Annotated in this window: 19 protein-coding genes; 3 read left to right on the forward strand and 16 right to left on the reverse strand. The window is 63.2% G+C overall.

The annotated features are described in order from the left end of the window. Window positions 1-4: 4 nt before the first annotated feature. The 14 genes from murJ to C4J83_RS10310 form a co-directional block, all read right to left on the reverse strand. The gene (gene murJ / locus C4J83_RS10245; RefSeq protein WP_124416929.1) at window positions 5-1,414 is read right to left on the reverse strand and encodes a murein biosynthesis integral membrane protein MurJ; all 1,410 of its coding nucleotides are present in this window, start codon (window positions 1,412-1,414) and stop codon (window positions 5-7) included. A 2-nt stretch (window positions 1,415-1,416) separates the two neighbouring features. Further along, window positions 1,417-2,850 carry an O-antigen ligase family protein gene (locus C4J83_RS10250; protein ID WP_124416930.1) on the reverse strand — a complete coding sequence of 478 codons (1,434 nt, stop codon included), beginning with the start codon at window positions 2,848-2,850 and terminating at the stop codon, window positions 1,417-1,419. Continuing rightward, on the reverse strand, window positions 2,847-3,950 hold the full coding sequence (locus C4J83_RS10255) for a glycosyltransferase family 4 protein (RefSeq protein WP_124416931.1): 1,104 nt from the start codon (window positions 3,948-3,950) through the stop codon (window positions 2,847-2,849). The genes C4J83_RS10250 and C4J83_RS10255 overlap by 4 nt, the downstream gene beginning before the upstream one ends. Then, on the reverse strand, window positions 3,941-5,158 hold the full coding sequence (locus C4J83_RS10260; RefSeq protein ID WP_106580036.1) for a glycosyltransferase family 4 protein: 1,218 nt from the start codon (window positions 5,156-5,158) through the stop codon (window positions 3,941-3,943). The genes C4J83_RS10255 and C4J83_RS10260 overlap by 10 nt, the downstream gene beginning before the upstream one ends. Before the next feature lie 8 nt (window positions 5,159-5,166). Continuing rightward, entirely contained in the window at window positions 5,167-6,495 is a 1,329-nt protein-coding gene (locus tag C4J83_RS10265; RefSeq protein ID WP_106580037.1) for a cellulase family glycosylhydrolase, read from the reverse strand. Next, window positions 6,485-7,675, reverse strand: a complete 1,191-nt coding sequence (locus C4J83_RS10270) for a glycosyltransferase (protein WP_106580038.1) — start codon at window positions 7,673-7,675, stop codon at window positions 6,485-6,487. The genes C4J83_RS10265 and C4J83_RS10270 overlap by 11 nt, the downstream gene beginning before the upstream one ends. Further along, complete coding sequence (locus C4J83_RS10275) at window positions 7,675-9,666, reverse strand: GumC family protein (RefSeq protein ID WP_106580039.1); 1,992 nt, start codon at window positions 9,664-9,666, stop codon at window positions 7,675-7,677. Before C4J83_RS10275 ends, C4J83_RS10270 begins: the two co-directional genes overlap by 1 nt. Window positions 9,667-9,680: 14 nt before the next feature. Continuing rightward, a complete protein-coding gene (locus C4J83_RS10280) occupies window positions 9,681-10,457 on the reverse strand; it encodes a polysaccharide biosynthesis/export family protein (RefSeq protein WP_106580040.1) in 777 nt (258 codons plus the stop codon). A 29-nt stretch (window positions 10,458-10,486) separates the two neighbouring features. Next, entirely contained in the window at window positions 10,487-11,398 is a 912-nt protein-coding gene (locus C4J83_RS10285) for a glycosyltransferase family 2 protein (RefSeq protein ID WP_124416932.1), read from the reverse strand. Between the two features lies 1 nt (window position 11,399). Next, complete coding sequence (locus C4J83_RS10290; RefSeq protein ID WP_124416933.1) at window positions 11,400-12,860, reverse strand: mannose-1-phosphate guanylyltransferase/mannose-6-phosphate isomerase; 1,461 nt, start codon at window positions 12,858-12,860, stop codon at window positions 11,400-11,402. Then, the gene (locus C4J83_RS10295; protein ID WP_106580043.1) at window positions 12,860-14,299 is read right to left on the reverse strand and encodes an undecaprenyl-phosphate glucose phosphotransferase; all 1,440 of its coding nucleotides are present in this window, start codon (window positions 14,297-14,299) and stop codon (window positions 12,860-12,862) included. Before C4J83_RS10295 ends, C4J83_RS10290 begins: the two co-directional genes overlap by 1 nt. Before the next feature lie 435 nt (window positions 14,300-14,734). Further along, on the reverse strand, window positions 14,735-17,221 hold the full coding sequence (locus C4J83_RS10300) for a TonB-dependent siderophore receptor (RefSeq protein WP_124416934.1): 2,487 nt from the start codon (window positions 17,219-17,221) through the stop codon (window positions 14,735-14,737). Window positions 17,222-17,326: 105 nt separating this feature from the next. Beyond that, window positions 17,327-18,277, reverse strand: a complete 951-nt coding sequence (locus tag C4J83_RS10305) for a FecR domain-containing protein (protein WP_124416935.1) — start codon at window positions 18,275-18,277, stop codon at window positions 17,327-17,329. After that, on the reverse strand, window positions 18,264-18,779 hold the full coding sequence (locus C4J83_RS10310) for a sigma-70 family RNA polymerase sigma factor (RefSeq protein ID WP_124416936.1): 516 nt from the start codon (window positions 18,777-18,779) through the stop codon (window positions 18,264-18,266). The genes C4J83_RS10305 and C4J83_RS10310 overlap by 14 nt, the downstream gene beginning before the upstream one ends. A 171-nt stretch (window positions 18,780-18,950) precedes the next feature. On the opposite strand from C4J83_RS10310, the gene C4J83_RS10315 reads away from it, so the two are divergent. Beyond that, entirely contained in the window at window positions 18,951-19,580 is a 630-nt protein-coding gene (locus tag C4J83_RS10315; protein ID WP_124416937.1) for a LysE family translocator, read from the forward strand. A gap of 9 nt (window positions 19,581-19,589) precedes the next feature. Here the strand turns inward: C4J83_RS10315 and inhA are convergent, their stop codons facing one another. Next, a complete protein-coding gene (gene inhA, locus C4J83_RS10320; RefSeq protein ID WP_124416938.1) occupies window positions 19,590-20,270 on the reverse strand; it encodes an isonitrile hydratase in 681 nt (226 codons plus the stop codon). A gap of 90 nt (window positions 20,271-20,360) precedes the next feature. Between inhA and C4J83_RS10325 the strand changes: the two genes are divergently transcribed. Next, a complete protein-coding gene (locus C4J83_RS10325; RefSeq protein WP_124416939.1) occupies window positions 20,361-21,329 on the forward strand; it encodes a GlxA family transcriptional regulator in 969 nt (322 codons plus the stop codon). Between the two features lie 110 nt (window positions 21,330-21,439). Next, window positions 21,440-23,650 carry an ATP-binding protein gene (locus C4J83_RS10330; protein WP_124416940.1) on the forward strand — a complete coding sequence of 737 codons (2,211 nt, stop codon included), beginning with the start codon at window positions 21,440-21,442 and terminating at the stop codon, window positions 23,648-23,650. A gap of 3 nt (window positions 23,651-23,653) precedes the next feature. On the opposite strand, the gene C4J83_RS10335 is transcribed toward C4J83_RS10330, so the two are convergent. Further along, a complete protein-coding gene (locus C4J83_RS10335) occupies window positions 23,654-24,559 on the reverse strand; it encodes an alpha/beta fold hydrolase (RefSeq protein ID WP_124416941.1) in 906 nt (301 codons plus the stop codon). Window positions 24,560-24,616 lie beyond the last annotated feature (57 nt).

The following is a 24,616-nucleotide window of genomic DNA, read 5'->3' on the forward strand; positions in this document are numbered from 1 at the left end:
TCATTCACGCCTTGCGCCACGGCTTCAGCCACAGCCCCATGCCCAGCAACATCACCATGCCCGCCAGGGTACTGAGCCCCAACTGCAGCCATACGCCTTGAATTGGAAACAACACCCACGCCGCCACGCCCATCACCACCGCACTGAGCAGCCAATGCCGCGCCCACGCCAGGGCGTCGAGCAAACCCTGGCGCTGCATCAGCAGCAAGGCCGTGCAGATCACCCCGGCCAGCGCGGCCAGCGGTATACCCGCCAGGCCGAACACAAAGGGCAGGGCGCCCAGCAGCATCACATTGACCAGGCTGCCGAGCAATTCACAACGCAATGGCTGGCGCGTGTCGCCGGCCGCGTAGGCATAGCGTGCGAGCAGGGCGTTCCAGGCACCGAACACCAGCGGCACGGCAAACCACGCCAGCAGCAACGGCAGTGGCGAATCCGCCGATTGCTTGGGCAGCAGCAACGCCACCAGGCTGGGAGCCGCGGCCACCAGGCCGACGCCTGCCGGCAGTGTCAGCACGCTGGCGGTCTCCAGGCCGCGCTTGAGCAGCGCCAGGCGCTCATCGCCCTGGCGCCGGCTCATCATGCCCAGTAGCACCTGGTTGAGGCTCATCAGCGCTATCAACGGCAGGTTCATCAGCTTGCGGGCGAGGTTGACCCAGGTCACCGCCCCTTCGCCGAGCAGCGACGCCACCAGTCGCTCGATCAGCGCCAAGCCCTGGCTGGCGCCATTGCTCAACAGCAGTGGGCCGATGCGCTGGCCCAGTTCGCGCAGCGGCGTAAAGCTCAGTTGCCAGCGCCACGGCCGCCAGCCCTGGCGCCAGATCGAGGGCAGCAACGCCAACGGCATCAACAGGCTGCCGGCCAGGCAGGCGAGCGCCAGAGAATGGGGTTGGGTGGCCGTGCCCGCCACGGCGAGGTAGGTCACCGGCGGCAGGTTGAACAGCAGCGAACCCAGCCCCGCCAGCACAAAACGTTCGCTGGCCTGCAACGGAATACTGAACAGCGCATGCAGCATCAAACCCGGCACGCACCAGGCAACGATCTGCAGGTTGCTGGCCGCCAGTGCCGTGGCGCTGGCCGCCAGCCCCGGGCCGAGCAACTGCACCAGCCACGGCGCCAGCAGCGTCAGCAGCAGGCTGGTGACCAACGCAATCAGCATCAGGGCCGGAAACAGCACCGCCAGCCAATCCAGGCGCTCGTCGTCCTTGCGTTGCAGGTACAGCGGCAGCGCGGCGGCGCTCAATACGCCACCGGCCAGCGACATGCGCAACGCCTCCGGCAAAAACAGCGCGATCAGGAACGCATCACTGCGCTCGCCCGCGCCCCAGGCGGCCACCAGCAGCCACTCGCGGGCGAACCCCAGGCACAGGCCCAGCAGGGTCGCAAGCGTCAGCCAGACGGCGGAACCGAGCATGATTAAAGCCGCGCGCCGTCAAGGGCCGGCTTGCGGTAAGCCACTGTCTTGACCTGCGGCAGACGCGCCGGGAACAGCCGGCGTGCCTCCAGTACATTGAGGCCAACCATCAGCCAGAACAGCGCCACCATCACCACGGCAAAGCTGAAGTAGTGGTCAAACAACCCGCTGACCAGCGCCGACAGAATCCCGGCAGTGCTGCCCAGCCAGAGCGCGTTGTCTTTGGTCAGACGAATCGGGCCTTTCTGCGGGCGTGCTTCACGCCACCAGCGCACGGTCACGGCGACAAACAACAGCATGCCGACAATGCCGGTCTTGTAGATGAAGTTCAGCCACAGGTTGGAGATGCCCAGCAAATGCGTGCCTGGCACTGGCGGGTCGACCTTGAAGCCGATGCCGAACGGGTACGAAGCCACCGCCTGCGGGAACATGCGGTATTCGTCGAAACGTATTTCGGTACTGGCGTTGTCCGACGAAAAAATCGTCGCCAGGCGGTCCTGCAACGGCGGATAGGCCATCACCAGCGCGACCGTCAGCGCCGCACCGATCATCAATAGCCTGCCGGTGTAGGGCACACGCCGTGTCGCCATCCAGATCAGCACCAGCGCCAGGCTGACCATCGCGCCACGGCTACTGGCCAACAGCAATGCGGCGGCGCCCAGGCACGCCACGCCCAGGCCCAGTCCACGCTTCCAGCCTTGTTCGGTCATGCCGTAGCAGAACGCCAACGGCAGCAGCAACGCCATGATCCCGCCGATGGCATTCGGGTGCATCCACGGCGAGCCCATGCGCGATGACATCGCCTCCAGGCCGAATTTCAACATGTCGAAGTTGCCGTAGTTGAACAGCGCCAGGATCGGCGCAATTCCTGCCCCCGAACGGGTGCGCACAAACACCGCAATCGACAACACCAGCATCGCCAGCGTGCCCAGCAGCAAGGCGATCACCAGTGATTCGCGGTGTTTGTAGTCGGTCAGCAACTTGGCGCAGAGGTACACCGCCGACAGGCTCAGCAACCAGCGCAGCCAGTTGGCCACGCCGCTGGTGTCGGCGTGGATCGTGACCTGGCCGACGATAAACGGGAACACACTGAACAGCATCAGCCACAGCAGCATCTGGTCGGTGGGGCGACGTGACAAGCTCGGCGTGTCGGGCACGCGCGACAGAAAGCTGTGCCACAGCACCGCGCCCCAGGTCAGCGCCAGGATCGCCTCGCTCACCGTACTGCGAATGCCCAGGTTGACGGTCGAGTACGGCATGAAGGTCGCGACGCCGGCGAACAGCAGCAAACCCCAGAACGGGAAGCGCAGGATGGTCACCGCCGCGGCCAGGCCGATCACGGCGAGAAACGCCTTGGCCGGTGAGAGCATCAGGGCCAGCGCGCCGAACAACAGGCCGAACAGGATCGCGACGAGGCTTGCCAGGGAGAGTCTCATTTCAATTCCTCGATCAGTTCAGCCAGGCGCCGGCGATAGGCCTGATGGTTGAAGCGTTGCGCCCATTGCCGGCGTTGTTCGGGTGATTCTTCAGCCGGGCGGTCCGCCAGCGCCAGCATCAATTGCACCAGCGCCGGGCCGTCGGTGGGCGAGAAGCGAGGTGCAGACGGCGGGGTGATTTCATCCAGCGAGGTGCCGCTGGCCACGGCCACTGGGGTGCCGACGCTCAGGGCTTCGATGACGGGTAGACCAAAACCTTCCGCATACGACGGCTGCCACAGGCGCGAGGCCTGGCGGTACAGCGCGTGCAGCTCGGCATCCGAGACGCCGCTCAAGGCGCGAATGCCCGGCAGGTTGCGCTGGGTTTCCGGCAAATGCTCAAGGCTGCCCACCAGCACCAACGCCGGTACGGCGGGTGACAGGCTGCGGGCCTGCTGCCAGGCGTCGACCAGAAACGGCACGTTCTTGCGCAACTCACGCGTGCCCACCAGCAGCCAGTAATGCTCGGGCAGGTTACGCGCCGTCAGGTCTGCCGCCAGCTCGACAAAACTGTCGACTTGATTGGGCAGCACCCGAATCTTGCCCGCCGCCTTGGGAAACAGCCGCGCAGTTTCATCGGCGCTGTACTGTGACGGCGTCCACACGCGATCGGCGCTGTGCACCGCGTACGCAATCGAAAGCCGGTCGCTGGTCTTGTAGATCAGCGCTTTGAGGCGGTTGGCGTGATAGTTGTTCAACGTGATCTGGAACAGGTCATGCAGCAGCACGACGGTGCGCAAACCTTTGGGCTTGGGCGGCAACGGCAGGCCCATATTGAACGTGCTGATGTACAGGTCGATCTGCTGCTCGCGCAAGGCTGCCGGCAAAAAACCGGCCTCGAAGCGCAGACGATTGTGTGGCTGGTGCATCGCGGTCTTCGCGCAGCCCCAGGCCGGGCAGTGCGCCTGCAAGCGGGTTTCATCGCCCAGCGGTGCCACGGTAAACCGCGCCAGTTCCACACCCGGCAGCGTGCGCAGGGCATTTTCCAGGGCGTACACCTGGCGGCTGATCCCCGATTGCGGCGAGGTGCCGACGGTGCGGTAATCCAGGCCTATACGCATGCGGGCTCCTTTTGATTGAGCGGCGCGAGGGTCGCGTACACCTGTTCCAGCTGGCTGGCGGCCACGCTCCAGTCATGCGCGCGGCGTACATAGGCGCGGCCCGCTTCGCCCATGGGCGCGGCGGCGTCGGGAAACTGCAGCAGGCGTACCACGGCGTCCGCCAGGCTGTCGGCGGTTTGCCCACCGAGGTAATCCAGGCCTTCAATCAGGTCAAGGCCCGACACGCCTTGTTCGGTACTCGCCAAGGGCAACCCGGCAGCCAGGGCTTCGAGCACCTTGAGCTTGGAACCGCCGCCGTGGCGCAACGGCGCCAGAAACACCGAACAACTTGATTGCAGGTTCAACAGGTTCGGTACAAACCCTTGCCACTCGATACGCGGGTCCTTCCAACGCTCACGCCAACTGCCGGGCATGCCAAACCCGCACACGCTCATGCGCGCATCCGGGCAGCGCGCCCAGACCTTGGGCAGGATTTCATCCAGGGCCCACTCGATGGCGTCCACGTTGGGCGCGTATTCATAGTTGCCCAGAAACAGCACGCGGCGCGTGGAGGGGTCGGGCCGGGCGGCGGCGAAGTGATCGCAGTCCACACCGTTGACCACCACCGGCACCGGTTTGCCGGCGATCCTGGCCAGCACCTGCGCGTCGCTGTCGGTCACCGCCACCACCTGCGCGGCCTGGCGCATCACGCGGTGTTCCCACCGGCTGTAGCGCCATTGGTCGTAGCGAATAAATGGCAGCGCCCAGCGCGGCAGGCGGTCGTAGGTGGCCGCACCCAGCGCCGATTCAACGTTATGTTCGGTCAGCACGAACGGCTGCGATTGGCGCGCCAGGGCATCTTCATAAGGTTGGAACGTGTAGGTGTGCTCGATCTGCACCACATCCCAATGCTCTTTGAGCAACTGATTGAATGTGTCCTGCAGCGCGCCCGACAGGCCGTTGACGCTGGCCAGCAGCGGGTACGGTGCAAACAGGCCGGCCACCAGGGTTTTCACGCTGCGCAGTGGGCGGCGCGGCAGCACGATCACCTGCTCGAGGAAGGCCTCCAGCACTTGGCGATCGGTCAGCGACACCGGGTTTTTATCGTGCAGCAGCAAGGTGATTCGATGCCCACGCGCGGCCAGGCTGCGCAGCAGATGGAACTGGCGCGTCTTGCCGCCGCTGGTGGCGGGCCAGGGCGAGTAGGGCAGGATCCATAAAATGCGCATGGCGGGCTTCAATCCCATAACAGAATTTGCAGGTTCGACTTGACCGGGACGGTCAGCCCATTGGTGCCGCTCACCGGGGTTTGCGTCCCGCGCAGCGGGTCGTACAGGGTGGCGCTGGTGAGGCCAGGCAAGTGTGCGTTGCCGCCTTCGGCCGACCAGAAGAACCACAGTTTGTGGCCGTCGGCGCGGGTCCAGCCAATGCTGAACAAGCCGTCGGGCAATTGGTCGGCGGCGGGCGGATCGCCGGGCGTGAGCTGCGGCCCGCTCACATCGAGGAAGTTTTTCAAGGCGGTATAGACCGGCTTGGGGTTGGCGTCGATGTCGAGCAGGCCGTAGAACTGGTCACGCACACTGGCACGCTGGTCGAGGTCGCTCAAGGTGAACAGAAAGATCCGGTCGTAATCCATCGCGCTCATCAGTGCTACCCGGCGTACCACATAATCAGCCTGGCCCTGCAAGGTGATCAGGTCCTGGGCGTCTTTTGGCCCGGGGTAGGTTGACCAGCCCCACTCGGTGCTCCACAGCGTTTGCACGCCGCTATTGCGCAGCGCCTGGTTGAGCGCGGTGGTTTTGGCGATGAAGTCCAGGTTGGACGGATCGTTGCCCTCGGGCAATTGCGTATAGGGATGGTAGGAAATCACCGTGTTCAGGCTGGCCACCCCCAGGGCGCCGAGGGCGTCAAGCATGGTCTGGCCGTTGGGCATTTCGCTGAAAAACGCCATGCCGGCAGCCACCACCGGTTTGTTCGCGTCCACCGCGCGCAAAGCGGATGCGGTGGCTGTCAGCAAGGCGGCGTAGCCCGCGGGGTCGGCCACCGGGCGCCAGAAACCGAGCAAATTAGGCTCGTTCCACACCTGCCACGCGTTGACACTGGGGTAGCGTTGCGACAACAGCGCCATGCGGTTGGCGAACACGTTCGGATCTTTGGGCGGGTACTGGTCCTGATAGGGCGCACCGGCTGGCGCGGTGGTCGCGAAGGGCGCCGAACCGACGAGGTAGAACACCGACTTGAGCTGATTGGCCTGCAGGTTGCCGACCAGTTGATCCAGGGTTGCGACCTGATACTGGCCCTCGACCGGCTCCAACTGGTCCCAGTGCAAATCCAGGCGTACCCATTCCAGGCCGAGTGCCTTGAGGCGGTCGATCTGCTGTTGATACAGCGTCGGGCTGAACCACAGGAACTGCGCGTTCACGCCCAGAAAATCCTTCCACACCACCACCTTGTTGCCCTTGAGCACATGGTTTTCGGCGTCGGCCTGGCGGCCCCACAGGAAGGCCGTCAGACCCAGTGCGGCAATGACCGCAAGGGTCGCAAGGTAGGTCCGTTTACGCGGCATAAGGGGCTCCCGCAATCGCCTGCTCGAAGAGGTGCTTGAACTTCTGCGCGGTCAACGGCCACAGGCGTTCGCGGCCAATTTCACCGGCACGTTCGGCCCAGTCGCGGGCCAGCGACGGCGTGCGCGCCAGGCGCAGCAATTGTTGGCTCAACGCCGCCACATCGCCCTGGGGATAGATCGCGCCGTTGCCGCTGGCGACTTCTTCGGCAAACGCGCGCGCATCCGAGGTGATCGCCCCGCGGCCACACGCAGCGGCCCAGGACAGCGCGCCGCTGGTGCCGCGCTGGCGCCCCAGCAAGCCGAGTTTTTTTGATTCGCGATACGGCAGCACCATCACGTGGTGCGCCTGGATCGTCTGTGCAATCTCGCTGGCCGGCAAGTTCAGCCGCCAGTCGATGGCGCCCGCCAGGCCGAGTTCGGCGATCTGGCTGTTGAGCTGCTCAAGGTAGTTGCCGCCCGCACCAAACGCCATTTCGGCGGCAGTGCCACCGGCCAGGGTCAGGCGCACACGGTCACGCAATTCGGGGGCTTGCTTGAAGACGTCCGCCAGCGCTTGCAGCAGGTCTTCAATGCCTTTGCCACGGTAGATAAAACCGAAGTACAGCAGGTGCAGGGTGTCCAGCGCCGGTAACGGCGCGGGAGCGATAGCCAGGTTGGCGTGGTTGATCACCGCCACTTTGCCGGCCGGCAGTTGCATGCGCTGGCTCAGGCAATCGGCGCCCAGGCGCGTGAGGGTAATCAGCCGCGTCAGGCCTTGGGCCACATGGCGTTCTTCACGCAAGGTCAGCGGGTCGGCCAGCACCACCGCCGCTTGCGGCAATGGGCTGGGCAAACGTTCCAGCAGGTTCAGCGGAAAAGGCAACTGCTCGCGTCGCCAGACGATACGTTCAGGGTCATGCACCGTCGCCGTCAGCGGCAATTCGGGGTAAGCCTTGCGCAGCTCGCGCAGGGCCAGGAACTCCCCCAGCCGGCCGCCGCCCAGTTCGGCGTGCACCAGGTCCACACTGCGCCAGTCGAAGGCGGCGATGGCCTGCCGGATGGCTTCGCTGTTGCCTTCCACGCCGCTCAACGGTGTCGCCACCGTCACGCCCAGCTGCTCCAGGGCCGTCTTGAAGTGGTTCGCGTAGTCGGCGATCCCGTTTTTCTCCGGCGGCAAAGGGGCGAGCAGGGCGATGTGCATCAGAACGCCCCCCGGTATTTGGCGATGGTTTTAAGCACCCTGGCCGGCACTTCGAATTTGCGCCGGTTGATGATGATGCCGTCCACCTTGCCAAACGCGGTGTTGAGGATCGACAGCGCGTGCTCCACCACCGGCACTGTGCTTTTCTGCGCTTCCACCACCAGGGCAATCAGGTCGGCGCGGCGCAGGTTGATAAAGGCATCGCGGTTGTCCAGCAGCGCAGACGCATCCAGCAGCACCACTTCGCCCGGAGCGGCCGGTTCGACGCCGCCCACCCGCACCGAAATGCCGTTCTCCTGCAGCAAGTGGCGCAGTTGCTCCACCACAAAGGTCACCCCTTCGCCGTGGCGCGCCGAGGTCAATCCCAGTGTCAGGCCTTGCTCGGCCACGCGGTCCAATTGCAGCAAGCCGTACAGGCGGTAAATGCTCGCATTGAACGCGTTGGTGCTCTGCGCGGTGCTGGTGTCCAGTTCCGGCAAGGTCGTCCACAGGGGCAGGCCGAACTTGCGTTCCACCAGCCCGCCATCGTGAATGCGCTGGTCCAGCAGGTAGCACAGGTAGATCACCAGCAAACCGACGACGATGGCAAACGGGATCGCCAACAGCAGCATCAGCAGGGTTTTCGGGAAGATGCGGCCGGGGTTGAGGGTGGCTTCTTCGATCACCGCGATGTTGCTGATCTGGCTGTTGTCCAGCTCACGGTCGATGCGCGATTTTTCCAGGTTGTCCACATACAGCGCGTAATTGCGCTCGGTGGCGCTCAGCTCGCGCGAAAGACGCGCCAGCTCCGGTTCAATCTCCAGGGCCTGCTTGCGCTGGGCTTCGAGGTTCACCAGTTGTTTCTGCTGTTGCACAAGCTGAGTGCGCAGGGCCAGGTTGTTGCTCGACTCGTCCAGTAGCACGCGCTGCAAGTGAATTTCCAAGGTGTTCGGTGCGCGGTTTTCCGAGGCCTGCACCGTGTTGCTTTCATTCGCAACCTGGGCCTGCATCGCCCGAATCGACGCGTCCAGGGCTTTGACGGGCGGCGCGTTGTCGGTATAGGTGCGCATCATGTCGGCCTTTTCCAGCAGCTTCTGGTTAAGCAGGCGACGCAAATCCTGCTGCTGCGGGTTCAGTGCGATCTGGCGCACCGTGGTGACTTCCTTGGGCTGCCCCTTGAGCTGGTCGCGGGTGCTCTGGATGGCGCTGTCGGAAGACGCAATCAGGCGCGTGGTGTTGAAGGTCTCGCCGCGCAACACGTTGATGCGCTCAGACAAGTCTTCCAGGCGATCGGTGATGCTTGCCGCGCCGATTTCGTTCAAGTGCTTGAGGATTTGCTCCTTGTAGCTCTTGATCTCGGTGGCGCTGGTGTTCACCTGACCTTCATAGAAGGCGTAGAGGCTCTTGCGCCCCAGGGCCTGGGTACGTTCGGTGATGTACGTGTCGACCCAATCCTTGACCACTTGCTGGGCGATTTGCGGGTCGCCCCAGGTAAAGCTGATGTCCATCACCGTGGAGCCCACGGCGTGGCTGACTTCGAAATTTTTCTCCAGGCTCGCTGCCAGGCGTTCCACCGGCGTGGTTTTTTCGAGGATGCCGACAGTTTCCAGCACCACGCGAATACCGTCGAACACCGCGCCCACGCCTTCCTTGACGTAATACTTGCTGCGCTTCCAGAAGCCTTCCGGCGGCGGCGCGTTGGCGATGACTTCCAGGTAGTGCTCGGCCACCGTGCGCACGATCGGGCGACCGGTCAGCAAGCGCTCTTCATCGACAATCGGGTCACGCTGGGTGCTGGGCATGACCAGCGCCTGACGGTTGCTGATCTCGATGGGCAAGGTCGAATCGCGCCCCGGCTTGACCAACAGGCGCGCGGTGGATTCGTACTTGGCCGGCAGCAAAAAGGCCCCCAGCAAGATGATCACCAGCGCCGCGATGGCTGCCAGTTTGAACTCATGCCGGAAGATGAAAAACAGGCGCAGAAGATCACGAAAAGAACGGATCTCGATCATGGGATGTCGCTCCTTCAGTTATTGCCGCCGCTGGTTTTGGTGTAGTTGTAGCCAACCCCAATGGACTTGGTGAACGGGATCAGTTGGTTCAAGTAGGTATCCACCCCTTGGATGCGCTCGCCGACGTTGGATTTGGGCACGAACACCACATCCCCGCGTTGCAGGTGCACCGGTTTACGCCCGTTCGGGCCGGGCTTGAGGTATTGGCTGAAGTCCAGGAAGTAGGCGTGGTAGGCGCCCTGGGCATCTTCGCGCAGCAGCGCGACCATGCTGGCATTGCCCGAAGGGTTCACCCCGCCGGCGCCGACAATCGCTTGCTCCAGGGTGTTGGCCGTGCCGAGTTGCACCGCGGTCGGGTTATTCACCGCGCCGCCGACGATCACCGAATTGCCCGGCGCCTGGTTGATGTTCACTGTCACCCGCGGCTCGCGGTACACCGGTGCGAGCTTGTTGCTCAGCTCCGCAGCCAGTTCTGATGGCTGACGCCCGGCGACCTGAATCGGCCCCAGGAACGGGTAGTTGATCTTGCCGTCGGTCTGCACCGTGTACAGCGTCAGCTCATAGATGGTGCTGACGTTGAACGCCGACAGCGTCGGCATCTCGCCGGCATCGCGCACGATCCGCAACTGATCGCCGATGCGGATGCGTTCCACGGCCGGCGGCAACTGCGCCAGCTGGTCGAGGGCGCGCTTGCCGTCCTCAACGGTCTTGTCATCCGGCGGGACAATGCGTGCCGGCGTATTGCAGGCGGCCAAGGCCATCATGGCCAGGAGGAGCACGGTTTTTTTCATAAGGGCGGACTTCCTGTTAGTCATGCTGCTCACCTCCAATAACCGGGGAACATGCTGATGCGCCGCTTGAGGGCGAGGGGGAGCCGGCGTTCCTGTTGGCCCAGCCGATAGCCGAGCAACTTGAACGCGCTGCGCACCAGTACTTCGGGTACGCGGTGCAATGCACCGGCTGCGCGCAATGCCGCGAGCTCAGCCAGTACATAGCGTTTACCTTCACCGCCGGCATCGCCAAACGCCTGGCGAATCCATGGCTCGCGACCGTAGAACACGCCAATGTCGAAGTAGCGGTGAAACTCATCCATGAGTCGGTAATCGTGGGAGTGGTACACCCGCGCCGTGGCGGCGTAGCGCACTGTGTAGCCTTCAAGCAGCATGCGCGCAGCGACGTAGGCGTCTTCGCTGCCGATCACATCGGCGGGAAAACCGCCGACCGCCTGCAGGGCGCTGCGCCGGTACACGCAAAACGAGTCGGAGCTGAAGCAGGTCTTGATCCCCAACTGCGGCGCATCGGCCAGGCGCTTGCTGCGGCTGTGTTGCGGGTAGTTGAAGTGCCGCGACTGCGCGCCCAGCACGCCGGCGCCGGGGTGCGGCAATTGGCGGCCGTAGGCCACGCCGTTGAGCGGGTCTTGCTGCAGCTCATCGAGCAAGTTGGCGAAGGTCTCCGGGGCTGCGGGAATCGCGTCCTGGGTCATCACGATCAGCGCCTCGCCGCTCACCTGTTCACTGGCCCAGCGCCGTGTGCCGCCGTGGTTGAAGTCGCGGGCGTCGATCACCTCGACCCGGGCCCCGAACTCGCGAAAGCGCGCCACGGTGTCATCGCTGGAGGCACTGTCGACCACCAGCATTTCGTCCGGTTGCAGCGTCTGCATTTTCAGCGCAGGCAGCAGCCGCGCCAGGTGACTGGACGCGTTGCGGGTCGGGATGATCAACGAGGTGCGCATGTCACTTTTTCACTTCTGCCGGGGCACGCCCGTAGATGTCGTCAAAGCGCACAATGTCGTCTTCGCCCAGGTACTCGCCGCTCTGCACCTCGATCATCACCAGGTCGATGATGCCGGGGTTGGTCAGGCGGTGTTTGTGCCCGGCCGGAATGTATGTGGACTCGTTGGCGTTGATCAGGAATTCGCGCTCGCCATTGGTGATCTGCGCCGCGCCGCTGACCACCACCCAGTGTTCGCTGCGGTGGTGGTGCATCTGCAACGACAGTGACGCCTGGGGTTTGACCACGATGCGCTTGATCTTGAAGCGGCTGCTTTCCTCCAGCACCGTGTAGGTGCCCCACGGCCGGGTAACGGTGCGGTGCAGGCTGTACGCCGGATGATTCTGGCGCTTGAGTTCGGCGACGATGTAACGCACATCCTGGCTGCGGTTGGCGTCAGCGATCAGCAGCGCATCCGGGGTGTCGACGATGATCAGGTCGTGTACGCCAACGGCGCCGAGCACGCGCTTGGGCGAGTCGATGTAGCAGTTGTGCACGTCATGCAAAATCGCTTCGCCATTGACCTGGTTGCCGTGGGCGTCGCTGGGCGTGAGCTGGCGCAGCGCTTCCCAGGAACCGATGTCGCTCCAGCCGATGTCGCAGGGCACCACGGCGACCTTCTGGGACTTTTCCATCAGGGCCACGTCGATGGAAATGTCCGGTGCGCTGCCGAAGGCGTCCGAGTCCAGTTCGCGCTGGCGCGAGGTTTTGTTTTGCAGGCTCTGGCTGTGTTCCAGTGCGGCTTTGGCCGCCGTCAGCACGTCGGGGGCATGGGCGGCGAGTTCCTCCACCAGGGTGCTGGCCTTGAAGCAGAACATGCCGGCGTTCCACAGGTGTTTGCCGCCGTCTAGGTAGGCTTGGGCGGTGGCCAGGTCGGGTTTTTCGACAAAGCGTTTGACCCGGTTGCCGGTGCCCAGCGCGTCGCCTTTTTCGATGTAGCCAAAGCCGGTTTCCGGATGATCGGGCTGGATGCCGAACGTCACCAGATAACCGGCTTCGGCCAGGTCGCGGGCCTGGGTGACGGCCTCGGCAAACGCGACTTCATTGAGGATCAGATGGTCGGCGGGCATCACCAACAGTTGCGCCTCATCACCGAAATGTTCCTGCACATGCAGCGCCGCCACCGCAATGGCCGCCGCTGTATTGCGCCCGAACGGCTCCAGCAGAAGGTCCAGAGGCAAATGGGCCTTGTTGACCACGCGGTAGTCATCCAGGGTGCGAAACAGCAGGTCGCGGTTGGTCACCGTCAGCACGCTTTCCACGCCGGGCAGTTTGGCGGCGCGCTGAAAGGTTTTTTGCAGCAGGCTCTGACCGTCACGCATGCGCATGAAAGGTTTGGGCATGTTCTGGCGCGACACCGGCCACAGCCGCGTGCCCGAACCACCGGAAATAATGCAGGGGATTAATCCGTTGAGGGTATTCATCAATAGACTTCCTTGGTGGAGAGGACGGCTGGGACCGTCATGAAGACGATGTACAAGTCAAACCACACCGACCACTTGGAGATGTACTCCAGGTCGTACTCGACACGTTTCTGGATCTTGTACAGGGTGTCGGTTTCACCCCGGTAGCCGTTGATCTGCGCCCACCCGGTGATGCCCGGCTTGACCCGATGCCGCGAACTGTACTCGCTCACCGCCACCTCAAACGGAATGCCGGCAGCCTTGGTCGCGGTGGCGTGTGGGCGCGGGCCCACCATCGACATGTTGCCCAGCAGCACGTTGAACAACTGCGGCAGTTCGTCGATGCTGGTCTTGCGAATGATGCGGCCCACGCGCGTGATGCGCGGGTCCTTGCGGGTGGTCTGTTGTTCGGCGGTGAAGTCGCTCTGGTCGGTGAACATCGAGCGGAACTTGAACACGCGAATCTCGTTGTCGTTGTAGCCATAACGGTTCTGGCGAAACAGCACCGGCCCTTTGGAGTCGAGCTTGATCGCAATCGCCGTCGCCAGCATCACCGGTGACAGCGCCACCAGGGCCATGCTCGCCAGCAGCAAATCTTCACAGCGCTTGATCACCGGCGACCAACCGCGCAATGGCAACTGCGAGGTGTTGAACATCAGGATGCCGCCCACGTCCGTGATGCGGCTGTGGCCGTAGCGCAGCGCGGCCATGTCCGGCACCAGCATGACGTTCACCGACATCTGGCGCAGGCGATTGACCAGCCCGTGGATACGCTGCTCGGCAGCCCAGGGCAGGCAGATCATCACTTGGTTGACCTGCTCGGCGCGGATCAGTTTTTCCAGGTCGCGGGTGTTGCCCAGCAAGGGCAGGCTGCTCAATTCCTTGGGGATGCGCTCGGTGCGGTCGTCGATAAAACCGATCAGGCCGGAACGGATATCGCCATTGCGTTGCAGGTGATCGGCGACGTGCACGGCGGTGTCGGTGAAGCCCAGGATCACTGTGCGCTGCAGGTATTTGCCCTTGCGCATCAGGTTGCGGTAAAGGCGCAGCATCACCAGGCGTTCAATGCAGAACAGCCCCAGGCTGGCGAAGTACCACGCCACCAGGTTGCGTGGCGTCAATTGCGGGAAGAACTGCAGGATCTGGTACATGAACAGCAAGATGCAGAACGCCGCCGACCAGGCGACTATCTTGGCTCTCAGGCGCAGGCGATTGCTGAACAGCTCTTCGGAATAGATACCCAAAGCCTGGAACAGAATGATGGTCATGATCGCAAAAAACAGCAGCAGACCGAGGAAGTGGGAACGCAGCTCGGGAGCCAGTGGGTCGAGGAACAACACCAACACCAATGGCGGCAAGATGGCAGTCAGGCCATGGATCAACTTGACGAAAACAACAAAGAATTCAACAAAACCAGCGCGGGTCAGAAACAGGCTATCGACTGACGACTTTTCTCGCATAAAAACATCCCTCATTGCACTCCAGACTTACTGTTCGCCTGTTGGTCCGTCCGCAGCAGGCTGCGCGAAGGAGGCAAGACGAACGACGGCTACTCTGGGTAAAACGCAACTATTTCTTCATCCAAGTGAAGCCATCCAAATGAAGGAAACTTGCGGGGTAGTGGCTTAAGGAGTGTTCCTTTTCAGTTGCTTAGTCAATTTGTTGACTATGGTGCGGAGGTTGCGTGCTAGACGCTTTAAGCTGGAATTTTCGTGGCATTTTATTGACTTTCCTTGTTCTAACACGCGGTGAAGGGGTGTGATTTTGAGTGTAGGAACAAATGTGAGAATTTTCCTGCCAGATGGGCAAACCTTTTTCGAATAGAGGTAGGAAAAGGGGACAAGGAGGCGGTGGCAGGGCGCACTAAATGCCCTGCCACCGGGGACATCGCGGGATTAGAAGTTGCCTTTCACACTCACGGTAAAATTGCGTGGTTCGCCATAAAAGTTGCCCCAGGCGGCGGTGCCCACGGTTTGATAATAGTGTTTGTCAAAAACATTGTTGCCGTTGAGCGCCACGGTCCAGGTGTCGTCCAAGCGATACGCCAGTCGCGCATTCCACACCGCGTAACCGGCCTGTTCGAGCTTGATGCCCTGCACGCGGTAGTTGCTGCTCTGGGCGTTGACGCCAGTGCCCACGCTCCATTTCGACAGCGCGCCATCCAGTTGGTAGTCACCCCACATGCGCAGCATATGCCGCGGCACGTAGCTGTTGGACACGCCACCTTCCACGGCGCTGTCGATATTCTTCAGGGTTTTGGTCTGGGTATAGGTGTAGCCGCCAAACACCTGCAAGCGCTCGAGCAATTCGCCGCTGACTTCGGCTTCTACACCCTGGGCGCGGGTCTTGCCGGTGTCGCTATAGCAATAGCCGTCGGAGGACGTCGGGCAGACGCTGAGGTAATCGGTTTCAGCCGTGTTTTTCTGCACCGCGCGAAACAGCGCAAGGGAGCTGTTGAGGCGCCCCTGGAACCATTCGCCCTTGATCCCCAGCTCGTAGTTATCACCGATCTGCGGCTTGAGTGCGGCGCCGTCGACCGTGGCGTAGGAGCTTTGTGGCTGGAAGATATCGGCGTAGCTGGCGTACACCGAGAGGTTTTCGTCGAGGTCATAAATCAGTGCGGCAAACGGTGTGACTTCGCCGGTTTCCCGGGTGCGCGCATCCTGCACGGCCCATTCGCCCCAGGCCAGGTTGTTGGACTGGCGGCGGTTCTCATACCAGCTCACGCGGCTGCCGACGATAAACAGCAATGGTTCGGCCAGGCGCAGGCGCAACGTGGCGTAGGTGCCGTATTGGGTGGCGGTTTCCTTGACCGTGCCGCCGCGGTACATGTTGGGCCAGAAGGTATCGTTGGCGGGTTCCGGCAGGTGGTGATCAGGCTGGTAGATGTTCACGCGCGTCGGCAGGTTCTGGATTGCATACACATCATCCTGGGTGCCCCGGCTACCGTTGGCGCCGATGATCAGTTCGTGTTCGAGGCCGAAGGCTTCGAACTTGCCGTCCAGGTAGGCGTCGACGCCGAAGTCCCGGTGGTCGTAATCCATCAAGGCCGCGTAGGAGTTGGCCGTCGGTGCCGGGTTGCCATAGGCGATGGTGCCTTCGCTGGCGGCGTATTTGATGTCTTGCAGGTTGCGGCTGTGCACCGCCGCCACGTTGAGTTTCCAGTCATCGCTGAAGTGGTGGGTGAGGTCGGCGAAGAACGTGGCGCGCTGGCTTTGCCAGTCGTTCCAGGATTGGCCCAGGCAGGTGGAGCGGCTGAGCTTGGCGCTTTTGCCGTCGCTGTAGCGCGGCAAGCCGCCCCAGCAGGGCGAGGCATCAACGTCTTCATAGCTGGCGCCGACGCCCAGGGTGGTGTCGGCGTCGAGGTCGAAATCCAGTGCCGCGTAGGCCGCCTGGTCCTCGCGCTTGGCGATATCCATATACGACCCGCGCGTTTGCTGGCTGACGGCCGCGCGGCCGCGCACGGTGCCGCTGTCATTCAGCGCGCCGCCGGTGTCGAGGTCGGCGCGGTAGTTGTCCCAGGTGCCGGCAGACAGCGACAGGCTGGTGGTGGGTTTGGCTTGGGGCCGCTTGCGTACAAAATTCACTGCGCCGCTGGCGGTGCCGGCGCCCTTGAGCATGCCGGCTGCACCCTTGAGCACTTCCACCCGATCGTAAATCGCCATGTTGGCGGTAAAACTGTCGGCCTGTACGTAGTCCTTGCCCATGTCCAGAGGCACGCCGTCGTACTGGTACTGGCCGAGCATCTTGAAACCCCGGGAGTAGAAATACTTGCCGCCCATGGGTGACTCATAGGTGGTGATGCCCGGCGTGCGCTCCATGACGTCATCGATGGTGGTGACGTTCTGATCGTCCATCAATTGTCGGGTCATCACGCTGACCGATTGCGGGGTTTCCCGCAGGCTGTGTTCACCTTTGCCGATCGTCACCGCGCCGGTGGTGTAGGCGCCGGTGCCGTCGGTGGTGGCCCCTGCACGGGCGCCGGTGACGGTGGTGGCGCTCAAATTGAGCGCGCCGGATTCGGCCATTTGCGGCAGCAACAGCCAGGTGCTTGCACCCTGACGCTGGGCTTGCAGGTGTTGCCCGCGCAGCAGCTGGTTCAACGCTTGCTCGCGGTCAAGGCTGCCGGTCAGGCCCTGGCTGGACTTGCCGGCGACACTGGTGGCGTCGTACGACAGGCTGATGCCGGCCAGGCGGGCGAACTGGTCTAACGCGTTGGCCAGGGCGCCTGGAGCGATGTGCCAATCGCGCACCTGATTATCGACGGCAGCTGTGTCGGCCAGCACGGCCGAGGGCAGGCCGCCCCCGCTGAGGCAGGCGCCGAGCGCGGCGGCCTGCACCGCGCGCTTGAGGGAAGAACGTTGGGAAGGAAACGCTTGCATGACCGCGGAATGCTCCTGAAGGAAGTGGACAGAACCGGCCTGTTGATCGGCCTTTCCTTACAGGTCGAGCGGCAATGAGCATTCACCTCATTTATTTTCCAGCACTTACACGCGAGGGGTAACGGTGACCCAGTAGCGGCTGCGGTAATGAATGCTCACCGGCAATGATTGCGCCACCAGGCTCAACACCTGATCGGTGTCGTCCAGTTGGTACGTGCCCGACACGCGCAGGCTGGCCACCGCTTCGCTGCAACGCACCAGCCCATTGCGGTAGCGGTTCAGTTCGGTGAGGAAGTCTTCCAGGCGCATGTTGTGGGCGCTGATCACACCTTCGCTCCAGGCCCAGGGATCCAGGCCGTTGGCAATCGATGGGCGAATGCCGTGGCGGTCGAACAGTATGTGTTCACCTGCCTTGACGATATGTCGGGCGTTGGATGAATGCTTGTCGGCATACACCGCCACGGTGCCTTGCTGCACATCGAGCAAAGTGCCTTGAGAGGCTTCGCGCAGCAGAAACCGCGTGTCGAGGGCGCGCAAAAAACCATCGCGAGTCTGCACCCACAACGGTCGGCTGTCGGCACTGCTATTGACCCGGATCTCGCCCTGAAGCAGCTGCACCTGGCGCCGCTCGGTAGTGAAGGCGGTGTCAATCGCGCTGGCGCTGTTGAGCTGCACTTGGCTGCCGTCGCTCAACGTTACCCAGCGCCGTTCGCCAGTGGCCGTGCGGTAGTCGGCCAGCAAGGCGGGCAGCGGCGTGTAGTCGCGACCGAGCCAGGTCAGCCCGGCGGCGCCGGCCAGCAGCCCCAACACCTTCAAACCTTCACGCCGGCTGATGCGCCGGCGCGCGCCATCCAGGGCATGGTGGCCGATGCGAGCGGGAACCTGGGCAAACTCATCATGCATGCTCGCTACGCGTTGCCACACCCGCTGATGCTCGGCGCTGGTCTGCAACCACTGCTCGAACGCGGCGGTGCTGGCGTCATCGGCGACGTTGAAACGCAGCTTTATCATCCACTGGATAGCCTGGTCGAGCAGGCGCGGGTCAACGTTCGGCATACCGCAACCGGTAGCAGGCGTGCAGCGCTTTGGACAGGTCTCGCTCGACGGTGGCTTTGGACACGCCCAGGCGCAAGGCGATTTGCGCACACGTCAGGCCATCCAGTTGCGCGAGCAAAAAGGCTTCGCGTACGCGTGGTTTGAGCTGGTCGAGCAAGCGATCAATGCGCTCCAGGCTGTCGAGGATCAGCAGCCGGGTCTCCTCCGACGGCACTTGCAGTTGCGGGAAGTGCGCGAGGCTTTCAAGGTAGGCGCGTTCCAGTTCGCGGCGCCGATACTGGTCGATCATCAGACTGCGCGCGATGCTGCTCAGGTACGCGCGCGGCTGCTGCAAGGTTTGCTGTTTGCGCGCGATGAGCAGGCGCATGAAAGTTTCCTGTGCCAGGTCGGCAGCGTGTTCACGGCAGCCGGTGCGCCGGCTTAACCAGCCGCGCAGCCACGAGTGATGAGCCTGGTAGAGCTGGCCGAGGGTGGCAGGGTCCAGAGGTGGGTCGCTCGACATGGGCATCCTGCGCAGCGGTCTTAATTGATAATGTTTCGCATTCTAGACGCTGGTTGTGGTCACGAGCAATCGCCCGGTGCCGTCATGCGCAAAGAATGTATCCAGCACAATTCTTTGTGCGCACACGGCCGGCCGATTAGCCTGCAGGCTTTTACGGCGCAGGGCTTGAGCATGATCGATCTTTCAACCTTGTTGGTTTTTTCAGGGGCGGTGGTGTTGCTGCTGCTATCGCCAGGGCCGAACATGGCCTTTGTTATCAGCCATGGCGTGAGTTATGGCTGGCGCGGTGGCGTGGCCTCCAGCCTGGGGATCTGCGTCGCGGACCTGCTGCTGACCGCGTTGACCGCCACCGGTGTCACGGCACTGGTCGCCAGTTGGCCGCCGTCGTTTGATGTGATTCGTTATGCCGGCGTCATTTACCTGCTGTGGCTGGTGTTCAAGACCTTGCAGAAAAGCCCGCGCCTGGAGGCTGCCCAGGTGAAGCGCGTGCGCCTGGGCCGTGTGTTTGCGCAGGCGATGCTCAACAGCCTGCTCAACCCTAAGGCACTGTTGTTTTTCATGGTGTTTTTGCCTCAGTTCGTCAATCCGCAGGCCGGCTCCATCACGCTGCAATTGCTGATGCTGGGCGGCGTTCTGACCCTGATTGCCGGTGTATTTCACGCGTTGCTGGGAATGTTTGGCGGCGCGCTCAGCCGTTTTTTTGCCGGCCGCGCACAAAGCGCCAGGCTCCAGAAATGGGGCCTGGCGACGGTGCTCATGCTGCTGGCCGCGCGGCTGGCGCTGATGTCTCGGCCAGCGTGACAGGGCAGCTCAACCCAACCGGGCTGCTGCCCGGGCCACGATCTCGCCGCGCACGCGCCGCGATTCGGCCGTACGCTTTCTGGCTTCTTCCAGTACGTGCTCGGGCGCGGTCTGCGGGCTGCCCGAATCGAACGGCGGGGCGGGCGCGTATTCGATCTGCAACTGCACCAGTTGCGCCGCGGCCTCGCTGTAGAGCTCGGCGGCCAGGGTCAGGGCAAAGTCGATTCCTGCCGTAATTCCGCCGCCGGTCAGCAGGTTGCCATCACGCACCACGCGCGCTTGCACCGCAATGGCGCCGAGTGGGGCGAGCAGGTCGTGATAGGCCCAGTGCGTGGTGGCCCTGCGGCCGCGCAGTAAACCCGCCGCGCCGAGAACCAACGAACCGGTGCACACCGAGGTCACGTAGCGTGCGGTCTGTGCCTGGGCCTTGAGAAACTCCAGGGTGTGCGGGTCTTCCATCAAGGCACCCACGCCGGCACCGCCGGGCACGCAAATCACGTCCAGGCGCGGGCAGTCGGCGTACGTCATGGTCGGCGTAAACACCATGCCGGTGCTGGAGGTGACCGGTGCCAGGTCTTTCCACACCAGATGCAGTTGCACATCCGGCAGTGAACCCAGCACGTCGTAGGGGCCGGTGAGGTCCAATTGCTGGATACCGGGGAACAACACAAAGCCAATCTGCAAGGTCATCGATGAAGCTCCGATAAAGGGGTAGACGGCCTTACTCTAGAGGCCTAGGCTTTGGCGCATACGCCATTGAGCCCACACATTACGCCAAACATGACCCGGACCATTCACGTACTCGCCTTCAATAACGCCCAAGTGCTCGACGTGACCGGGCCGTTACAGGTGTTCGCCACCACCAATGACCTGGCGCGCCAGCGCGGCCAGCCGTTGCCTTACGCGGTGTCGGTGATTGCCGCCCAGGCGGACCCGGTGATGACCTCCGCGGGGCTGGCCTTGGTGGCCGCGCCGTTGCCTGCGGCCGATGCGCCGTGCGACACGCTGGTGATCGCTGGCGGCTGGGGCGTGTATGGCGCCGCCGAAGATGCCGCGCTGGTCGATTGGGTCACGCAAAAAGCCCGGCACACTCGACGCATGACCTCGGTGTGCACCGGCGCGTTTCTGCTCGCCGCCAGCGGTTTGCTCGATGGTTGCCGCGTGGCCACCCACTGGACACGCTGCGAGGAACTGGCGCGCAAATTTCCGTCGCTGACGGTTGAGGCCAATCCAATTTTCATCCAGCAAGGCTCGGTATGGACGTCCGCTGGCGTGACGGCGGGCATCGACCTGTGCCTGGCGCTGGTGGAAGAAGACCTGGGCCGCGCCGTGGCCCTGGAAGCGGCGCGGCACTTGGTAGTGTTTCTTAAGCGCCCCGGTGGGCAAGCGCAATACAGCGTGGCGTTGTCCCTGCAAAAGGGCGACGGGCGCTTTGCCGATTTGCATGCCTGGGTGGCCGAAAACCTCACCCTCGACCTGAATATTCCTACCTTGGCCGCCCAGGCCGGCATGAGCGAACGCAGCTTCGTGCGGCACTACCGCGCCGAAACCGGCCAGACCCCGGCGCGCGCAGTCGAGCTGATCCGCGTTGAAACCGCGCGTCGGCAGTTGGCCGACAGCACGGCGTCGATCAAACGTATCGCCGTGCAGTGCGGTTTTGGCTGCGAGGAAACCCTGCGGCGCAGTTTCCTGCGGGCGCTGGAGGTCACGCCCCAGGCTTACCGCGAGCGCTTCTGCGCACCGACTTGAACGAAAACGTACACATTTGTATCAAGGTGCTATGTTGACGCGATTACCTTCCGCAGTGGGCGCCTGCCTCTGCGCCGTTACTCCCTCCGCCCCCCGGCGTGACGTCTCTCATGAAACCAGTGTCTGCGATCAGCGCCAGTCCCTCGCCGGATGATTGCGCGAGCGAGCCGATTCATATTCCCGGGACAATCCAGCCCCACGGCGTGCTGTTGACCTTGAGCGAGCCGACGCTGGTGGTGCTGCAAGCCAGCGCCAACCTGAATGCCGAGCTGGGCCTGGGGCCGGGCCCGTTGTCCGGGCAGGCCTTGGGCAGCCTGATCGGCGATGACGCGCTGGCCCGGGTTCATCATGCGCTCGCCGACCTGGACGCCGATGAGGACGAGCTGCATCAGGTCACGCTCAATGGCAGCCTGTTTGACGCGTTGCTGCACCGCCACCAGGGCTTGTTGTTTCTGGAGCTGGAGCGCTCCGTAATGCCCGGACATTCCGCCGCGCTGCACGTGGCTCGCACCCTGCGGCGCCTGCAGTCGGCAAAGACCCTCGAGGGGCTGTACCAAACCTGCGTCACCGAGATTCGTGCCTTGACCGGCTACGACCGCGTCACCCTGTACCGCTTCGAGCAGGAAGGCCACGGCAAAGTCATCGGCGAATCCCTCAGCGACGGCATGCAACCTTATCTGGGGCTGTGCTTTCCGGCTTCGGATATCCCGCCGCAAGCCCGCGAACTCTACCGCCTGAACTGGATCCGGGTGATCCCCGACGCGACGTACACGCCGGTGCCGATCCTGCCGGCCCTGCGTCCCGACACGGGTCAAGCGCTGGACCTGAGTTTTGCGGTGTTGCGCAGCGTCTCGCCGGTGCACTGCCATTATCTGAAAAACATGGGCGTGCGCTCGTCGATGAGCATCTCTTTGCTCAAGGATGATCAGCTCTGGGGGCTGATCACCTGCGGCCATCGCGAACCCCTGCGCGTGCCCCATGAGTTGCGCACCGCGTGTACCAGCATCGGTCAGTTATTGTCGATGCAGATCAACGCATTGCAAGACCAGGACGCGCGCCGCCAACAACAGGAAAAAGCCAGCATGATCGACGCGCTGGTCACCGCCATGGCGGCGGACACGGGCGACGTCATGGAGAGCCTGTTGCCCTATGCGCAAACCCTGTTGAACCTGGCTGCCGCCGATGGCTTGGCGATTCTGGTGGAGAAGCGCCTGCATCGCTTTGGCGTTTGCCCCAATGAAACCCAGATACGCGCGTTGTACCCCTGGATCGAGCAGCAGGGCAAAGGCGTGGTGGCCACTCACCAAGTGTCTGCGCAGTTTGCGCCAGCGGCTGCCTATCAAACCTATGCCAGCGGCCTGTTGGCCTTTCGCCTGCCCAAGCCGGTGGACAACGCGGTGATATGGTTTCGTCCCGAGGTCCAGACGTCGGTGCACTGGAGCGGCGAACCGGTCAAACACCGCGACGCGCAAACGGCCGGGTTGAGCCCGAGGCTGTCATTCGAGCGCTGGAAACAGCAGGTCGACGGCAAGGCGCTGCAGTGGTCTGCCTCGGAGCTGCAAGCCGTAGAGGCCTTGCGCCGTCACGCTCTTGAGCATGACCTGGGCCGGCAGGTGCAGCGCGAGCATGCCGCCGTGCGTGCGCGGGACGAACTGGTCGCAGTGGTCTCCCACGACTTGCGCAGCCCGCTGACCATCCTGCTGATGCAATGCGGCATGATGCGCAAAATGGTGCCGGTCGACGATACTCGCGCAACCCTGCGGCTGAACACGGCCATTCAAACCATGCAAACCGCGACGGCGCGCATGAACACCTTGCTGGAAGACTTGATCGACATTTCACGCATAGAAGCCGGGCGTTACCGGGTAACCCTGCAACCGCTGGAGGTGAGTGCGAGCCTGGAACAGCTGGGGTTGATGTGGCATCCGCTGGCGGCGGCCAAAGGCGTCAACCTGACGTGGCATGCTCAGCCTGGGTTGTTGATCCAGGCCGACTCGGAGCGTCTGTTCCAGGTGTTTTCCAACCTGCTTGGCAATGCCTTGAAGTTCACCGACGTCGGCGGGACGATCGAGGTGATTGCCCAGGCGGCCGGCGATGAAGTGCTGTTTCGCGTGTGCGACAACGGCGCAGGGATCGGCGCGGCGCAATTGCCCTTCATCTTTGAGCGCTACTGGACGTCGCGCGAGGGTAACCCCACAGGCAGCGGACTGGGCCTGTACATTTCCCACGGCATCATCGAAGCCCACGGCGGCACGATCTGGGCAGAAAGCGTGGAGGGGCAGGGCAGCGTGTTCAGTTTCAGGATCAAAGCTGCCCGGTAACGTTCAGGCCCGATCCAGCAATTCGCAGATCGCCCTGAGCGTGGACTGTGGCGCTTCCTGAGGAATGTTGTGACCCACACCGGGCAAGACTTCGCGTCGGTAAAAACCGCTGAAATGTTCCTCGTCGTCATCCACCGCCGGGGCCGGGCCTACGCCGTCATCAGCGCCGCACAGCGAAATTGTCGGCACCGGAATCGGCGGCTGCGCGGCCAGTGCCTGCTCGATCGCCTCCAGCGCCGGGTCGCCCGGCGCGTACATGAACCGGTGGCGATAGGAGTGAATCACCACGTCGACAAAGTCCGGGTTATCAAATGACGGCGCCGTGCGGCCATACAGCCCCGGTCCCTCAGCCCAGGTCGGCGACCATAGCCGCCACAACAACTGGCAGAACTCACGGCGATTGGCGCTCAGACCGTCGACGCCACGCTGGGTGTGAAAGTAAAACTGATACCACAACCGATGCTCCTTTTCCGGCGCGCGTGGCTCAAGCGACTTGGCAATGTCCTGGATGTTGTAGCCATCCCCGGTCACCAACCCGCGTACCCGTTGCGGCCATAGAGCGGCGACGATACACGCGGCGCGTCCGCCCCAGTCGTAACCGGCGAGCGTGGCCTGCGCGATGCCAAGGGCATCCATGAAATCCAGCAGGTCCTTGGCCAACGCCGCCTGTTGGCCGGAGCGCATCACTTGCGCGTTGATAAACCGTGTTGGGCCATAGCCACGCAGGTAGGGCACCAACACCCGGCAACCGCGATCGGCCAGGGCCGGCGCGATCTCATCGTAGCCACGCGGGTCGTAGGGGAAACCATGCAGCAGGATCACCGGTTCGCCGTCTTCGGGGCCGTGGGCTTCGTAGGCGATTTCCAGCATCGGCGTACGGACGTATAGCAGCGGGGCGAGCGTAGTCATGAGGGGCGCTTATCGACTGGCCAAAGTAGCTGCAACTCTAGCTCAAACCCGTGACGG

The organism is Pseudomonas sp. LBUM920, from assembly GCF_003852315.1.
Classification (GTDB): domain Bacteria; phylum Pseudomonadota; class Gammaproteobacteria; order Pseudomonadales; family Pseudomonadaceae; genus Aquipseudomonas.

Coding starts and splice junctions, on each gene's coding strand:
- C4J83_RS10325 (WP_124416939.1), top strand. CDS start 20,361: ATGACCCGGACCATTCACGTACTCGCCTTCAATAACGCCCAAGTGCTC.
- C4J83_RS10300 (WP_124416934.1), bottom strand. CDS start 17,221: ATGCAAGCGTTTCCTTCCCAACGTTCTTCCCTCAAGCGCGCGGTGCAG.
- inhA (WP_124416938.1), bottom strand. CDS start 20,270: ATGACCTTGCAGATTGGCTTTGTGTTGTTCCCCGGTATCCAGCAATTG.
- C4J83_RS10265 (WP_106580037.1), bottom strand. CDS start 6,495: ATGCCGCGTAAACGGACCTACCTTGCGACCCTTGCGGTCATTGCCGCA.
- C4J83_RS10270 (WP_106580038.1), bottom strand. CDS start 7,675: ATGCACATCGCCCTGCTCGCCCCTTTGCCGCCGGAGAAAAACGGGATC.
- C4J83_RS10335 (WP_124416941.1), bottom strand. CDS start 24,559: ATGACTACGCTCGCCCCGCTGCTATACGTCCGTACGCCGATGCTGGAA.
- C4J83_RS10280 (WP_106580040.1), bottom strand. CDS start 10,457: ATGAAAAAAACCGTGCTCCTCCTGGCCATGATGGCCTTGGCCGCCTGC.
- C4J83_RS10255 (WP_124416931.1), bottom strand. CDS start 3,950: ATGCGTATAGGCCTGGATTACCGCACCGTCGGCACCTCGCCGCAATCG.
- C4J83_RS10305 (WP_124416935.1), bottom strand. CDS start 18,277: ATGCCGAACGTTGACCCGCGCCTGCTCGACCAGGCTATCCAGTGGATG.
- C4J83_RS10310 (WP_124416936.1), bottom strand. CDS start 18,779: ATGTCGAGCGACCCACCTCTGGACCCTGCCACCCTCGGCCAGCTCTAC.
- C4J83_RS10315 (WP_124416937.1), top strand. CDS start 18,951: ATGATCGATCTTTCAACCTTGTTGGTTTTTTCAGGGGCGGTGGTGTTG.
- C4J83_RS10290 (WP_124416933.1), bottom strand. CDS start 12,860: ATGAATACCCTCAACGGATTAATCCCCTGCATTATTTCCGGTGGTTCG.
- murJ (WP_124416929.1), bottom strand. CDS start 1,414: ATGCTCGGTTCCGCCGTCTGGCTGACGCTTGCGACCCTGCTGGGCCTG.
- C4J83_RS10250 (WP_124416930.1), bottom strand. CDS start 2,850: ATGAGACTCTCCCTGGCAAGCCTCGTCGCGATCCTGTTCGGCCTGTTG.
- C4J83_RS10295 (WP_106580043.1), bottom strand. CDS start 14,299: ATGCGAGAAAAGTCGTCAGTCGATAGCCTGTTTCTGACCCGCGCTGGT.
- C4J83_RS10275 (WP_106580039.1), bottom strand. CDS start 9,666: ATGATCGAGATCCGTTCTTTTCGTGATCTTCTGCGCCTGTTTTTCATC.
- C4J83_RS10260 (WP_106580036.1), bottom strand. CDS start 5,158: ATGCGCATTTTATGGATCCTGCCCTACTCGCCCTGGCCCGCCACCAGC.
- C4J83_RS10285 (WP_124416932.1), bottom strand. CDS start 11,398: ATGCGCACCTCGTTGATCATCCCGACCCGCAACGCGTCCAGTCACCTG.
- C4J83_RS10330 (WP_124416940.1), top strand. CDS start 21,440: ATGAAACCAGTGTCTGCGATCAGCGCCAGTCCCTCGCCGGATGATTGC.